Origin of the sequence: Pseudomonas inefficax, from assembly GCF_032164165.1 — a bacterium.
GTDB classification, from domain to species: Bacteria; Pseudomonadota; Gammaproteobacteria; order Pseudomonadales; family Pseudomonadaceae; genus Aquipseudomonas; species Aquipseudomonas inefficax.
Genome location: NZ_CP134401.1, coordinates 3,989,647 through 4,003,571, shown reverse-complemented (window position 1 = coordinate 4,003,571; position 13,925 = coordinate 3,989,647). Strand labels below are relative to the sequence as shown.

General features: G+C 64.5%; 8 protein-coding genes and 4 tRNA genes. 4 read left to right on the top strand and 8 right to left on the bottom strand.

Translation table 11 applies throughout. The annotated features are described in order from the left end of the window. Window positions 1-111: 111 nt before the first annotated feature. The 3 genes from nirD to RIN61_RS18075 form a co-directional block, all read right to left on the bottom strand. The gene (nirD, locus tag RIN61_RS18085) at window positions 112-474 is read right to left on the bottom strand and encodes a nitrite reductase small subunit NirD (RefSeq protein ID WP_112249355.1); all 363 of its coding nucleotides are present in this window, start codon (window positions 472-474) and stop codon (window positions 112-114) included. Next, on the bottom strand, window positions 474-3,026 hold the full coding sequence (gene nirB / locus RIN61_RS18080) for a nitrite reductase large subunit NirB (RefSeq protein ID WP_313853211.1): 2,553 nt from the start codon (window positions 3,024-3,026) through the stop codon (window positions 474-476). Before nirB ends, nirD begins: the two co-directional genes overlap by 1 nt. Window positions 3,027-3,329: 303 nt before the next feature. Continuing rightward, window positions 3,330-7,355 carry a bifunctional nitrate reductase/sulfite reductase flavoprotein subunit alpha gene (locus tag RIN61_RS18075; RefSeq protein ID WP_313853209.1) on the bottom strand — a complete coding sequence of 1,342 codons (4,026 nt, stop codon included), beginning with the start codon at window positions 7,353-7,355 and terminating at the stop codon, window positions 3,330-3,332. A 316-nt stretch (window positions 7,356-7,671) separates the two neighbouring features. Between RIN61_RS18075 and map the strand changes: the two genes are divergently transcribed. Then, a complete protein-coding gene (gene map / locus RIN61_RS18070) occupies window positions 7,672-8,469 on the top strand; it encodes a type I methionyl aminopeptidase (protein ID WP_390899114.1) in 798 nt (265 codons plus the stop codon). A gap of 135 nt (window positions 8,470-8,604) precedes the next feature. Here the strand turns inward: map and RIN61_RS18065 are convergent. From RIN61_RS18065 to RIN61_RS18050, 4 genes are all read right to left on the bottom strand, one after another. Then, a tRNA-Asp gene (locus RIN61_RS18065) sits at window positions 8,605-8,681 on the bottom strand. A gap of 13 nt (window positions 8,682-8,694) precedes the next feature. Then, a tRNA-Val gene (locus RIN61_RS18060) sits at window positions 8,695-8,770 on the bottom strand. A 170-nt stretch (window positions 8,771-8,940) separates the two neighbouring features. Then, window positions 8,941-9,017: transfer RNA gene (locus RIN61_RS18055), tRNA-Asp, on the bottom strand. Between the two features lie 13 nt (window positions 9,018-9,030). After that, window positions 9,031-9,106: transfer RNA gene (locus tag RIN61_RS18050), tRNA-Val, on the bottom strand. Window positions 9,107-9,323: 217 nt separating this feature from the next. Here RIN61_RS18050 and rdgC point away from each other — a divergent pair. The 3 genes from rdgC (at window position 9,324) to sugE (ending at window position 11,943) form a co-directional block, all read left to right on the top strand. Then, on the top strand, window positions 9,324-10,244 hold the full coding sequence (gene rdgC, locus RIN61_RS18045) for a recombination-associated protein RdgC (RefSeq protein ID WP_013971401.1): 921 nt from the start codon (window positions 9,324-9,326) through the stop codon (window positions 10,242-10,244). Window positions 10,245-10,429: 185 nt separating this feature from the next. Next, entirely contained in the window at window positions 10,430-11,395 is a 966-nt protein-coding gene (locus RIN61_RS18040; RefSeq protein ID WP_313853205.1) for a bile acid:sodium symporter family protein, read from the top strand. Window positions 11,396-11,625: 230 nt separating this feature from the next. Beyond that, window positions 11,626-11,943 carry a quaternary ammonium compound efflux SMR transporter SugE gene (gene sugE / locus RIN61_RS18035; protein WP_025338047.1) on the top strand — a complete coding sequence of 106 codons (318 nt, stop codon included), beginning with the start codon at window positions 11,626-11,628 and terminating at the stop codon, window positions 11,941-11,943. 10 nt (window positions 11,944-11,953) lie between these two features. Here sugE and RIN61_RS18030 read toward each other — a convergent pair whose 3' ends face one another. Then, window positions 11,954-13,831, bottom strand: a complete 1,878-nt coding sequence (locus RIN61_RS18030; RefSeq protein ID WP_112249361.1) for an MFS transporter — start codon at window positions 13,829-13,831, stop codon at window positions 11,954-11,956. Window positions 13,832-13,925: the final 94 nt, after the last annotated feature.

Below are 13,925 nucleotides of genomic sequence, written 5' to 3'. Positions count from 1 at the left end.
CCTTTCGCGGGTGAACCCGCTCCCACAGGGGGGCCCCACACCCTTACAGGTTAACGCGATACCTGTGGGAGCGGGTTCACCCGCGAAGGGGCCGGTAGAGACAAATCAGCATCAAGCCACAGCCAACTCCACCGCCTCCCCGTTCAACCGCACCGGCCACACGCGAAGTCGCTGCCCGCTATCCTCCAGGCATTCCCCGCTCTGCAGGCTGAAGTGCTGCTTGTACAACGGCGCCGCCACCACCAGCTCGCCCTGCACACTGCCCACCAGCCCGCGGCCGATGATGTTGGCACCGGACCGCGGGTCGCGGTTGTCCACCGCATACAGCGGCTGCGCCTGCCCCGGCAGGTAGAACAGCGCCACCTGGGCCCCGTCGAGCCAGACCACCACCCCGGAATCGGCCACCAGGTCATCCGCCTGGCACACGGCCTGCCAGTTCTCGTGGGTTTTCACAGCAGCATTGGACAGGTTCATCAGACAGCCTCCTCGACGGTTGGGATCAGGTGCAGTGGCGCAGCAGGCCGGCGCTGTTCGCGTTCGCGCACGAAGTGCACGTCCGGGTCGGCGCGGCGGTCGTTGACGAAAGTACGGAAGCGCTTGAGCTTCTCGGGGTCGCCAAGGGCGTTGGCCCACTCGCACTCATACTGGTCGACCACATGCTGCATCTGCGCTTCCAGCTCGCTGGCCAGGCCCAGGCTGTCGTCGATGATCACCTGCTTCAGGTAGTCCAGCCCGCCTTCCAGGTTCTCGCGCCACACCGAGGTGCGCTGCAGTTTGTCGGCGGTGCGGATGTAGAACATCAGCACGCGGTCGATCAGGCGTACGAGGGTCTCGTCGTCGAGGTCGGTGGCAAACAGTTCGGCATGCCGCGGGCGCATGCCGCCGTTGCCGCACACGTACAGGTTCCAGCCCTTGTCGGTGGCGATCACGCCGATGTCTTTGCTCTGTGCCTCGGCGCATTCGCGGGTGCAGCCAGACACCGCGAACTTGAGCTTGTGCGGGCTGCGCAGGCCTTTGTAGCGGTCTTCCAGGCGCAGGGCCATGCCGACGCTGTCCTGCACGCCGTAACGGCACCAGGTGCTGCCAACACACGATTTCACCGTGCGGGTCGACTTGCCGTAGGCATGGCCGGTTTCGAAGCCGGCCTCGATCAGCTCGCCCCAGATCAGCGGCAGCTCGTGCAACTGGGCGCCGAACAGGTCGATGCGCTGGCCGCCGGTGATCTTGGTGTACAGGTCGTACTTTTTCGCTACCTGGCCGATCACGATGAGCTTGTCGGGGGTGATTTCACCGCCGGGGATGCGCGGCACCACCGAGTAGGTGCCGTTCTTCTGCATGTTGGCCATGAAGGTGTCGTTGGTGTCCTGCAGCGGCACCAGCGCCGGGTCCATGATCGGCTGGTTCCAGCACGAGGCGAGGATACTGCCCACCGCCGGCTTACAGATGTCGCAGCCAACGTGGCCCTTGCCGTGGCGCTCGAGCAGTTCGTTGAAAGTACGGATACCCTCTACCCGCACCAGCCCGTACAGCTCCTGACGGGTGTAGGCGAAGTGCTCGCACAGGCTCTTGTCCACCGCCACGCCACGGGCGGTCAGTTCGTGCTCGAACACCTGCTTGAGCAGTGCCGCGCAACCACCGCAACCGGTAGCGGCCTTGGTGCAGCCCTTGACTGCGGCAAGGTCGCCGCAGCCGCTGTCGATGGCGGCGCAGACTGCGCCCTTGCTGACGTTGTGGCAGGAGCAGATGGTCGCGCTGTCGGGCAGCGCATCAGCACCCAGGGCCGGTGCACCGTCGCCTTGCGGCAGGATCAGTGCCGCCGGGTCGGCCGGCAGGGCGATGCCGTTCTGGGCGTATTGCAGCAGGGTGTCGTAGTAACTGTTGTCGCCGACCAGCACCGCACCGAGCACGTGCTTGCCGCTGGCATCCACCACCAGCCGGCGGTAGGCGCTGTTGGCTTCGTCGATGAAGCGGTAGCTGCGTGCACCCGGGGTGGCGCCATGGGCATCGCCGATGGAGCCGACATCCACGCCCAGCAACTTGAGCTTGGTCGACATGTCGGCACCGGTGAACTCGCCAGCGGCTTCACCCATCAGCAATGCTGCCAGGTTGCGCGCCATGCTGTAGCCCGGGGCAACCAGGCCGAACACGCTGCCGTTCCACGAAGCACACTCGCCAATGGCGAAAATGCATGGGTCGCTGCTGCGGCAGTGGTTGTCGATGACCACGCCACCACGCGCGGCAATGTCCAGGCCACAGGCACGGGCCAGGGCATCCTGCGGGCGGATACCCGCAGAGAACACGATCAGGTCGGTTTCCAGGTGCTCGCCGCCCTCGAAGTTCATGCGGTAGCGGTAGTCTTCACCCGCACCGATCGACTGGGTGGCACGCGACAGGTGCACACCAACACCCAGCGCTTCGATCTGCGCCTTGAGCGCGGCACCGCCCTCGCCGTCCAGCTGTACCGGCATCAGCCGTGGGGCGAATTCCACCACGTGGGCTTCCAGGCCCAGCGACTTGAGGGCGTTGGCTGCTTCCAGGCCAAGCAGGCCACCACCCACTACCACGCCACGGCGGGCACTGGCTGCGGCAGCGCGGATGGCATCGAGGTCGTCGAGGGTGCGGTAGACCAGGCGGGCATTGCCGCTGGAACCTTCGATCGGTGGCACGAAGGGGTAGGAACCTGTTGCCAGCACCAGCTGGTCGTAGCCATAGCGGCCCTCGGCGGTGACCACCTCAAAGCGCTCACGGTCGATTTCCAGCACCGCTTCGCCGAGGTGCAGGTGCACACCGCTGACGCCGTAGAAGTCCTGCCCGCACAGGGCCAGGGTTTCGGCACAGCTGCCGCCGAAGTATTCGGACAGGTGCACGCGGTCGTACGCACGTTGGCGCTCTTCGCCGAACACATGCACTTCGAAGCGCTGCAGGGCGCCGCGGCTGACCAGTTGTTCGACGCAATGGTGGCCGACCATGCCGTTGCCGACGATGACCAGTCGCTCTCGTTGCCCGCTGCTCGCTGTTGCCTTCATAAGCCGATCCTCGATCAAAAAAAAAGCGCCTGGAGCCGAAGCTCCAGGCGCCTTTGCCTGTATTCATCACGGTAGGGGCCCGGGTTGATCGCCGTTGATCAGGGGGCTTTGTTGTAACCAGGGTAAAGCAGGGAGTGTGCCAACCCTGTTTCCTGTACCGGCCTCTTCGCGGGTAAACCCGCTCCCACAGGGATCGCCACATTTTTCAGACCTGTGCAGTACCTGTGGGAGCGGGTTTACCCGCGAAGAGGCCGGCACACTTCATGCACATTCACAGTGCACTACACCCCATCCTGGGGCACGTCAGTACACATCCCGCCGATAGCGTTTGGCCTTGCTCAGATTCTCGACATAAGCCGCAGCCGCCACTGCATCCATGCCGCCATGCTCGGCCACGATCGCCCGCAACGCCGCATCCACATCCCTGGCCATGCGCTGCGCGTCGCCACACACATAGAAGTACGCCCCCGCCTCCAGCCACTGCCACAGCTGCGCGCCCTGTTCGAGCATGCGCTGCTGCACGTAGACCTTCTCGGCCTGGTCACGCGAAAACGCGGTGTCCAGGCGCAAGTGGCCTGTAGCCTGCCAGGCCTGCAACTGCTCCTGGTAATAGAAATCGGTGGCCGCGTACTGCTCGCCGAAGAACAGCCAGTTGGCCCCTTTCGCCCCACGTGCCTCTCGCTCTTCGAGGAAGGCCCTGAACGGCGCAATGCCGGTACCAGGCCCAACCATGATCACCGGCACGCTGTCGTCCTCGGGCAGGCGAAAGTGCTTCGACACCTGCGGGAAGATCGCCACCTTCAGTGCCTGCGCACGGTCGGCAAGGAAGCTTGAGCACACGCCTTTGCGCGCGCCATAGCGCACCGTGGAAACGGTCAGGTGCACCTGCTGCGGGTGCGCCAGCGGGCTGGAGCTGATCGAATACAGGCGCGGCTGCAACGGCTTGAGCAGCTCCAGCCAGCTGGCCAACGGCAGCTGCTGGGGGAAGGCGCGCAGCACATCGACCAGTTGCCGCCCCCACAACCAGTCCTGCAGCTCGGCCTTGCACTCGGGCTGCAGCAGGCGCTGCAGGTCCGGGGCATTGCCAGCGAAAGCCTGCAGCTGCTGCGGGGTGACCTTGGCGATCTCCAGGTGCGCTTGCAGGGCTTCGGTCAACGGCATGGCGGGCTGGCCTTTCAGCTCGACCATGGTCTGGCCATCGAGCTGCATCAGCGCCAGCAACTCGTCGACCAGGGCCGGACAGTTGCGCGGCCAAACGCCCAGGGCATCACCAGCGGCATAGGTGAAGCCGCTGCCGCTCAGGTCGAACACCAGTTGACGGGTTTCCTTGGTGGCACCCGGGCCGTTGAGCAAGCGGTTTTCCAGCAGGGTGGCGGCCCAAGGTTGCTGCTTGCCGTAGGCCGACACGGGCGCAGGCTCGGTGACCGGTTGCGGTCCAGCGGCGCGGCCTAGCGTGGGCAGCAGCGCATCCAGCCAGGCGGCGAAGGCGTCGTCGAAGTCCGGCTCGCAGTCCACCCGCTGCAGCAGGCGCCGCCCCCCAAGCTCGGCCAGGCGCTGGTCGAGCTGGCGGCCAAAGCCGCAGAACTGGTCGTAACTGGAGTCGCCCAGGGCCAGCACGGCAAAAGGCAGTTCGGCACAGTGGGCGCCCTCCTCGCCCTGCAAGGCGTGCCAAAATGCTGCTGCGCTGTCGGGCGCTTCGCCATCGCCAAAAGTGCTGGCGATCAGCACCACGCTGGCGGCGCCCTGCAGCTGGCGCGGGCTGACCGCTTCCATGCAACTGAGCTGCACATCGAGGCCGGCGGCGCGCAGGCGCTCGGCACAGCGTTCGGCCAACAGCTCGCCGTTGCCGGTTTGCGAAGCCCACAGCACCTGGTGCCGTGGTGCTTTCAACGGCACATCGGGCAGCGCCGCAGGCTGGGCGAACAGCCCGGCCAGCAAGCCATCGACGAACAACCGGCGGTTGGCGGCCAGCGGCGCACTGGCCGGCAGGCAGGGCACGCCCTCGGCGCGGGCCTGGTCCAGGCCCAGCAGGAAGCCTTGCAGGTAATGGCGCTCTTCCTCGGCCAGCACCGGGGCTGGCAGGGCGTCCAGGCCAAGCAGTCGGGACAGGGTGGCGGTCGGCATGCGGGCAGGCTCCGGATTGGCAGTGTTCAGATCAAGGGCTTCGATGCGCTCACCGGCAACCCGCTCCAGGGTCACGGCACAATGCTTGAACGCTGGCTGCAGCGACAGCGGGTCGACCGCATCGCAGGTCACGGCGTTGATCGCCAGCTGCTCGCCGATCAGGTCGTTCCAGTGGAACGGGGCAAAGCAGTTGCCCGGCATCACCCGGTCGCTGATTCGCACGGGCAGCACGGCCTGCCCACGGCGCGAGCGAATGGCCACCTGGTCCTTTTCGGCGATGCCCAGCCGGGCAGCATCGTCGCGATGGATTTCCACGAAGGGGCCGGGCTCCAGCTTGTTCAGCGCCGGTACCTTGCCGGTCTTGGTCAGGGTGTGCCACTGGTGCTGCACGCGGCCGGTATTCAGCACCATGGGGTAATCGGCATCTGGCAGCTCCGCTGCCGGCAACCAGGGGCGGGCGAAGAAGCGAGCCTTGCCGCTGGCGGTCGGGAAAGCCAACGTCGGGCACTCGCCCTGGGCATCGCGCAGCTGCGTCTGGCTGCTGCCGTCGTTGCGATAGCGCAATGGGCTGCGCGGGTTGTCGCGGCCCGGGGCGCAGGGCCACTGGTGCGGCTGCTCGCGCAGTTCGGCATAGCCGATGCCCCGCAGGTCGTAGCCGGTGGTTGGGTTGTGGAAGCGGCGGATTTCTTCGTACACCGCTTCGGCATCGGGGTAGTCGAAGGCGTCGGCGTAGCCCATGGCACAAGCGACCCGGGCGATGATCTGCCAGTCTGGCAGGCTCTGCCCGGGCGGTTCGACGGCGCGTGGCATGAGGGTGAGGTTGCGCTCGCTGTTGATCATCACGCCCTCGCCTTCGGCCCACAGCGCAGCCGGTAGCAGGATGTCGGCGTAGCGGTTGGTCTCGGTGTCGAGGAAGGCGTCCTGGGTAATCACCAGCTCAGCCTGGCGCAGGCCGTCGATCACCTGCTGGCGGTTGGCGACACTGGCCACCGGGTTGCTGCAGATGACCCAACAGGCTTTGACCACGCCGCTTTTCATCTGCTCGAACAGCGCCACCGTGCCCTCGCCGCCTTCGCTGCGCAGGCTGCCTGGGGCCAGTTGCCATTGCTGCTCGACGAAGGCGCGGTCTTGCGCTACCAGCGCCGAGCGCTGGCCTGGCAGGCCGGGGCCCATGTAGCCCATCTCGCGGCCGCCCATGGCATTGGGTTGGCCAGTCAACGAGAACGGCCCGCTGCCGGGGCGGCAGATGGCACCCGTGGCCAGATGCAGGTTGCAGACCGCATTGGTGTGCCAGGTGCCGTGGATGCTCTGGTTCAGCCCCATGGTCCAGCAGCTCATCCAGTTGCTGGCGCTGCCGATCCATTCGGCGGCCTTGATGATGTCGGCCTCGGCCAACCCGGTGATGGCGGCCACGCGGTCAGGGGTGTAGTCATCGAGAAAGGCCGGCAGTTCGTCCCAGCCTTCGGTGTGGCGGGCGATGAAGCCGGGGTCGGTGTGGCCGTTACGCAGCAGCAGGTGCAGCAGGCCGTTGAGCAAGGCCATGTCGCTGCCGGGGCGCACCTGCAGGAACAGGTCGGCCTTGTCGGCGGTAGCAGTGCGCCGCGGATCGACGACGATCAGCTTGGCACCCGCCTTGACCCGGTCGAGCAGGCGCAGGAACAGGATCGGGTGACAGTCGGCCATGTTGGCGCCGATGACCAGGAATACGTCGGCATGCTCGAAGTCCTGGTAGCTGCCGGGCGGGCCATCGGCACCGAGCGACAGCTTGTAGCCGCTGCCGGCACTGGCCATGCACAGGCGCGAGTTGGACTCGATGTGGCGGGTGCGGATAAAGCCTTTGGCCAGTTTGTTGGCCAGGTACTGTGCCTCCAGCGACATCTGCCCGGACACATACAGTGCCACGGCGTCGGGGCCGTGCTGGTCGATGATGCCACGCAGGCGCGCAGCGGCGGTGGCGATGGCCTGGTCGATGCCGGTTCGCGCTGGCTGCTGGCTGCGCTGCTGGCGTACATAGGCATCCTCCATGCGCCCGGCGGCGGTCAGCGGCAGGTGTGCGGTGAGGCCTTTGGTGCACAGGCGGCCAAAGTTGCTGGGGTGCTGCTTGTCGCCGCTGATCTTGCCGACCTTGCCATCGGCAACGCTCATGACGATGCCGCAACCGACGCCGCAATAGGGGCAGACGCTGCGCACTTCGCTGTTGGCCATGGGCGGGCTCCTGTGGGGAACGCAAAAGGCGCCGGCTGCTCCGGCTTGCTGGGCAAGCGGGGCAACACGGCGCCTTTGTCGTGAAGTTTTGTGGGCTGTCGACGTTGATAGCCCTGGGTAGCGGTAGATCAGCAATTTATGGGCCAGCTGTGCCGACCCTTTCGCGGGTGAACCCGCTCCCACAGGTACATCGCAGCCCTCAGGCCCTGTGATATCCCTGTGGGAGCGGGTTTACCCGCGAAGAGGCCGGTACAGGCTGTGCACCATGCGATGGCAACCCCGCCCTCCATGGCGCTATGCTGGGGCAAATTCCAGCATGAGCAACCGCCCTCCCCCCATGTCCCAGGTGATTATCAAGACCCCCGCCCAACTCGACCTGATGCGCCGCGCCGGCCAGCTGCTTGCCCAGGTGTTCGCCGACCTCGACAGCTTCATCCGCCCTGGCGTGACCACCATGCAGATCAACGACCGCGCCGAAGCGTTCATCATCGGCACGCTCAAGGCCCGCCCGGCGAGCAAGGGCCAGTACGGGTTCCCTTATTCGCTAAACACCTCGGTAGACCATGTGGTGTGCCATGGCATGCCCAAGGCCGATGAAGTGCTGAAGGAAGGCTCGATCATCAACGTCGACATCACCCTGGAACAAGGCGGCTACATCGCCGACTCGTCGAAGATGTACAGCATCGGGCCAATCAGCGATGAGGCGCAGCGCCTGGTCGACACCACCTATGACGCGCTATGGAAAGGCATCGAACAGGTACGCCCCGGGGCTACGTTGGGCGATATCGGCCATGCCATCCAGACCCATGCCGAAGCGGCGGGCTACAGCGTCGTGCGTGAGTATTGCGGGCATGGCATTGGCCAGCAGATGCATGAAGGGCCCGAGGTGCTGCACATTGGCCAGCGCGGGATGGGCCTGAAGTTGAAGCCGGGGATGGTGCTCACCATCGAACCGATGATCAACCAGGGCGGACGCGGGACGCGCACGCTGAAGGATGGCTGGACGGTGATTACCCGCGACCACAGCTTGTCGGCGCAGTGGGAGCATACCGTGGCGGTGACCGAGGATGGGTTTGAAGTGCTGACATTGCGGGAAGAAGAGCGTCGCGGCTGAAATTGCCGGGGGCGCAAAGCGGCCCCAGGATTTCATGAGCGATGAAATCGCTCAGGATGCAGAAACAAAAAAAGCGACCCTAGGGTCGCTTTCTCTGTTACTTCCGGGTGTTCAGTAGGCCCTGGAAGCGGAATATGGCGCAGCGGACGGGACTCGAACCCGCGACCCCCGGCGTGACAGGCCGGTATTCTAACCGACTGAACTACCGCTGCGCTAAACATCGAGTGGTGGGTGATGACGGGATCGAACCGCCGACCCTCTGCTTGTAAGGCAGATGCTCTCCCGGCTGAGCTAATCACCCATGTCTCTCGGTGTGGCGCGCATTCTACGGGTGACTTGGAGCTCTGGCAAGCACTTATCCAACTTTTTGCAAATTTCGCTAAAACACCAAATCGCAGGCACAAAAAAAGCGACCCTAAGGTCGCGTTCTCTGTTACTTCCGGGTGTTCAGTAGGCCCTGGAAGTGAAATATGGCGCAGCGGACGGGACTCGAACCCGCGACCCCCGGCGTGACAGGCCGGTATTCTAACCGACTGAACTACCGCTGCGCTAAACATCGAGTGGTGGGTGATGACGGGATCGAACCGCCGACCCTCTGCTTGTAAGGCAGATGCTCTCCCGGCTGAGCTAATCACCCTTCGTCTCGGTGTGGCGCGCATTCTACGGACGGCTCCGTACACTGGCAAGCACTTTTTAAACTTTTTTCAAAAAAAACCTCAGGCCTTTCAAAGACCTAGCGTTGCCACGTGCACCTTTACATCCAGCTACAGCTACTGGCACTCCGACAGGGTTGGCCTGGGAGCACCGCTCGGAGAATAATGCCCGCCTCATGCATTAAGGAGAGATTGCCCCTCATGTGGTTCAAGAACCTGCTGACCTACCGCCTGACCCAGGAAGTCCCATTCGAGCCTGAAGCGCTGGAAGCGGCACTGGCCAGCAAGCCGGCCCGCCCCTGCGCCAGCCAGGAGCTGACCACCTATGGTTTCGTCGCGCCATTCGGCAAGGGCGAAGACGCTCCTCTGGTGCATGTCAGCGGCGAGTACCTGCTGATTGCCGCGCGCAAGGAAGAACGCATCCTGCCCAGCAGCGTGGTCAACGACGCGGTGAAGGAAAAGGTCGAAGAGATCGAGACCGAGCAGATGCGCAAGGTCTATAAAAAGGAACGCGACCAGATCAAGGACGAGATCATCCAGGCCTTCCTGCCGCGCGCGTTCATCCGCCGTTCGATGATCTTCGCAGCCATCGCCCCGCGCCTGGGCGTGATCCTGGTCAACTCGGCCAGCGCCAAGCGTGCCGAAGACCTGCTGTCGACCCTGCGTGAAGTGATGGGCTCGCTGCCGGTGCGCCCGGCCACCGTGAAAATCGCACCGGTTGCCACCATGACCGAGTGGGTCAAGTCGCAGGAAGCTGCCGAAGGCTTCTATGTGCTGGACGAGTGCGAACTGCGCGACACTGCCGAAGACGGCGGCATCGTGCGCTGCAAGCGCCAGGACCTTACCGGCGAGGAAATCCAGCTGCACCTGAGCACTGGCAAGGTGGTCACCCAGTTGGCCCTGGCCTGGCAGGACAAGCTGTCGTTCATTCTGGATGACAAGATGGTGATCAAGCGCCTGAAGTTCGAAGAGCTGCTGCAGGAGCAGGCCGAACAGGACGGTGGCGATGAGGCTGCCCAGCAGTTCGATGCCAGCTTCCAGTTGATGATGATGACCTTTGCCGAATTCCTGCCGGTGCTGTTCGAGGCGCTGGGTGGGGAAGAGATCCCGCAAGGGGTCTGAGGTAAATGAGGTATCGGTGCAGGCCTGAAAGATATTTTTTGCCTGCACCGGCCCTATCGCCGGCAAGCCAGCTCCCACAGGAACACCACAGTATTCGGAACCTGTAGCGTACCTGTGGGAGCTGGCTTGCCGGCGATAGGGCCCCTGAAATTCACGCAGCTATAAATAGAAAAGGAATTGCCCCCATGCGTGCCCTCGCCACTCTCAGCCGCTTCGTCGGCAATACCTTCGCCTTGTGGGTGCTGGTGTTCGCCGTACTGGCCTTCGTGCAACCGCAATGGTTCATCGCCCTGAAGGTGGCCATCGTGCCGCTGCTGGGCCTGGTGATGTTCGGCATGGGCCTCACCCTCAAGCTCGATGACTTCGCCGCCCTCGCCCGCCAGCCCTGGCGGGTGATGCTGGGGGTGGTCGCGCACTTCGTGATCATGCCGGGCATGGCCTGGCTGCTGTGCCAGATGTTCCACCTGCCGCCGGAAATCGCCGTGGGCGTGATCCTGGTCGGTTGCTGCCCGAGCGGCACGGCGTCGAACGTGATGGTCTGGCTGTCGCGCGGCGACCTGGCGCTGGCGGTGGCGATCGCTGCGGTGACCACCCTGCTCGCCCCGCTGCTTACCCCGGCGCTGATCTGGTTCCTGGCCTCGGCCTGGCTGCCGGTGTCCTTCATGAACATGTTCTGGTCGATCCTGCAGCTGGTGATGCTGCCGATCGTGCTCGGGGTGCTGGCCCAGCGGCTGCTTGGCGCGCGAGTGCAAGCGGCGGTGCAGGTACTGCCGCTGGTGTCGGTGGTGAGCATCGTGATGATCGTGTGCGCGGTGGTGGCGGCCAGCCAGGCGAAGATCGCCGAATCGGGGCTGCTGATCATGGCTGTAGTGGTATTGCACAACAGCTTCGGCTACTTGCTGGGGTACCTGACCGGCAGGCTGTGCAAGCTGCCACTGGCACAGCGCAAGTCGCTGGCGCTGGAGGTGGGCATGCAGAACTCCGGGCTGGGCGCGGCACTGGCAGCGGCGCATTTTTCGCCGCTGGCTGCGGTGCCGAGTGCGTTGTTCAGTGTTTGGCACAATATTTCCGGGGCGCTGCTGTCGACCTGGTTCCGGCGCATGGGGGAACCTGTGGCAGAAGCTGAAGGTGGGGAGCCGGCCAGGCATTGATGTTGCCTGCACTGGCCCTTTCGCGGGTAAACCCGCTCCCACAGAGATCTCCACAGTACTCAGACCTGTGCAGTACCTGTGGGAGCGGGTTTACCCGCGAAGAGGCCCGCACAGGCTTGCCCAGAGGTTTGCATATGTGCACCATGGTACCCACTGTGAGGACGACCTCACGACGCACCGCGTGACCATTCCGGGGACGGCCCCATCATTGACAACGATGGAGACACACCATGTCCTGGATCATCCTGTTCTTCGCCGGCCTGTTCGAGGTCGGCTGGGCCGTCGGCCTGAAATACACCGACGGCTTCAGCAAGCCACTGCCCACCGTCCTCACCGTCGCCGCCATGGCCATCAGCCTGGGCCTGCTGGGCCTGGCCATGAAAGAGCTGCCGCTGGGCACCGCCTATGCCATCTGGACCGGCGTCGGCGCGGTCGGCACGGTGATCGCCGGTATCATCCTGTTCGGCGAGTCCATGGCCCTGGTACGCCTGGTCAGCGTGGCGCTGATCGTTACCGGCCTGGTCGGCCTGAAAGTCAGCGCCAGCTAACGCCCTCCGCCTAGCGCAGGTTGCCGCGCAGGCGGCTGACCTGCTCACGCAACGCCTCTGGCTGCGCCGCCTCCACCGGGATGGCGGCGCCTGCCACGATGGTCACCCGGGACCACAGGCGCTTGAAAAAGCCCTTGGCCGGGTCACGGCTGAAGAAGCTGCCCCAAAGCCCCTGCAAGGCCAACGGAATGACCGGCACCGGGGTTTCTTCGAGGATGCGGTTGACGCCGCCCTTGAACACATCGATTTCGCCGTCCCCGGTCAGCTTGCCCTCCGGGAAGATGCATACCAGCTCGCCATCGGCCAGGTACTCGGCAATGCGCGCGAAAGCACGTTCGTAGATGGCCAGGTCCTCGTTGCGCCCGGCAATCGGGATGGCGCCTGCGGTGCGGAACACGAAGTTGAGTACCGGCAGGTTGTAGATCTTGTAATACATGACGAAGCGGATCGGCCGACGGATCGCCCCGCCCAGCAGCAGCGCATCGACGAACGACACGTGGTTGCACACCAGCAGCGCCGCGCCTTCGTCGGGAATGCGCTCGAGGTCGCGGTGCTGCACGCGGTACATCGAATGGCTGAGCAGCCAGATCAGGAAGCGCATGGTGAACTCGGGCACGATCCTGAAGATATAGGCGTTGACCGCGATATTGAGCAGCGACACCACCAGGAACAGCTGCGGGATGCTCAACTCGGCCAGGCCCAGCAGGATGATGGTGAGTACTGCCGACACCACCATGAACAGGGCATTGAGGATGTTGTTGGCAGCGATCACCCGGGCGCGCTGGTCTTCGGGCGTGCGGGCCTGGATCAGTGCATACAGCGGTACGATGTAGAAGCCGCCGAACACCCCAAGGCCGACGATCGACAGCAGGATCCACCAGGCCTGGCCCATGCCCAACAGCGCCAGCCAGTCGTGCGGCGCCGCAGCAGCCGGTACATCGCCGGAGTGCCACCACCACAGCAGGCCGAACAGGCTCAGGCCGAACGAGCCGAAGGGCACCAGGCCGATTTCCACCTTGCGCCCGCTAAGCCGCTCGCATAGCAGCGAACCCAGGGCAATCCCCACCGAGAACAAGGTCAGTACCAGGGTCACCACCGTGCCATCACCGTGCAGCCAGTCCTTGGCGTAGGCCGGGATTTGCGTGAGGTAGATGGCGCCGACGAACCAGAACCACGAGTTGCCGACGATCGAGCGCGACACCGCCGGCGGCTGCCCCAGGCCCATGCGCAGGATCGCCCAAGACTGCTTGAAGATATTCCAGTCCAGCGGCATTTGCGGCGAGGCGGCGGCGGCCCGCGGGATCCAGCGGCTGGCCAGGTAGCCGAGCACGGCGGTGCCGACCACGCCACCGGCCACCACGGCGGCATAGCTTTCGCTCGACATCATCACCCCGGCGCCGATGGTGCCGGCGAGGATCGCCAGGAAGGTACCGGTTTCCACCAACCCATTGCCGCCGACCAGTTCTTCCTCGCGCAGGGCCTGCGGCAGGATCGAGTACTTCACCGGGCCGAACAGCGCCGAATGGGTTCCCATGCCGAACAGCGCCACCAGCATCAACGTCAGGTGGTTGGTGATGAAGCCGAGTGCGCCTACCGACATGATCGCGATCTCGGCCAGCTTGATGGCCCGGATCAACGCATCCTTGGCGAACTTCTCGCCAAACTGCCCGCCCAGCGCCGAAAACAGGAAGAACGGCAGGATGAACAGCAGGGCGCACAGGTTGACCCAGATCGAACGGTCACCGTCGCCCAGGCTGAGCTTGAACAGGATCGCCAGGATCAGCGACTGCTTGAACAGGTTGTCATTGAAGGCACCCAGCGACTGGGTGATGAAAAACGGCAGGAAACGCCGCTTGCCGAGCAAGGTGAATTGCGAGGAATGACTCATCGTCCATGGTCCTGAGGGCTTTTCAATTGGAGGCGCGCCGGGCGCGACAAGCCACAAATCTGCATGGGAAATGCACTGACTGGCAAGCGCTCAA

What these genes read in the sequence shown, in the direction of transcription:
- rdgC (WP_013971401.1), top strand. Translation starts at nt 9,324, where the DNA reads ATGTGGTTCAAGAACCTGCTGACCTACCGCCTGACCCAGGAAGTCCCA.
- nirB (WP_313853211.1), bottom strand. Translation starts at nt 3,026, where the DNA reads ATGAAGGCAACAGCGAGCAGCGGGCAACGAGAGCGACTGGTCATCGTC.
- RIN61_RS18075 (WP_313853209.1), bottom strand. Translation starts at nt 7,355, where the DNA reads ATGGCCAACAGCGAAGTGCGCAGCGTCTGCCCCTATTGCGGCGTCGGT.
- map (WP_390899114.1), top strand. Translation starts at nt 7,672, where the DNA reads ATGAGCAACCGCCCTCCCCCCATGTCCCAGGTGATTATCAAGACCCCC.
- sugE (WP_025338047.1), top strand. Translation starts at nt 11,626, where the DNA reads ATGTCCTGGATCATCCTGTTCTTCGCCGGCCTGTTCGAGGTCGGCTGG.
- RIN61_RS18030 (WP_112249361.1), bottom strand. Translation starts at nt 13,831, where the DNA reads ATGAGTCATTCCTCGCAATTCACCTTGCTCGGCAAGCGGCGTTTCCTG.
- nirD (WP_112249355.1), bottom strand. Translation starts at nt 474, where the DNA reads ATGAACCTGTCCAATGCTGCTGTGAAAACCCACGAGAACTGGCAGGCC.
- RIN61_RS18040 (WP_313853205.1), top strand. Translation starts at nt 10,430, where the DNA reads ATGCGTGCCCTCGCCACTCTCAGCCGCTTCGTCGGCAATACCTTCGCC.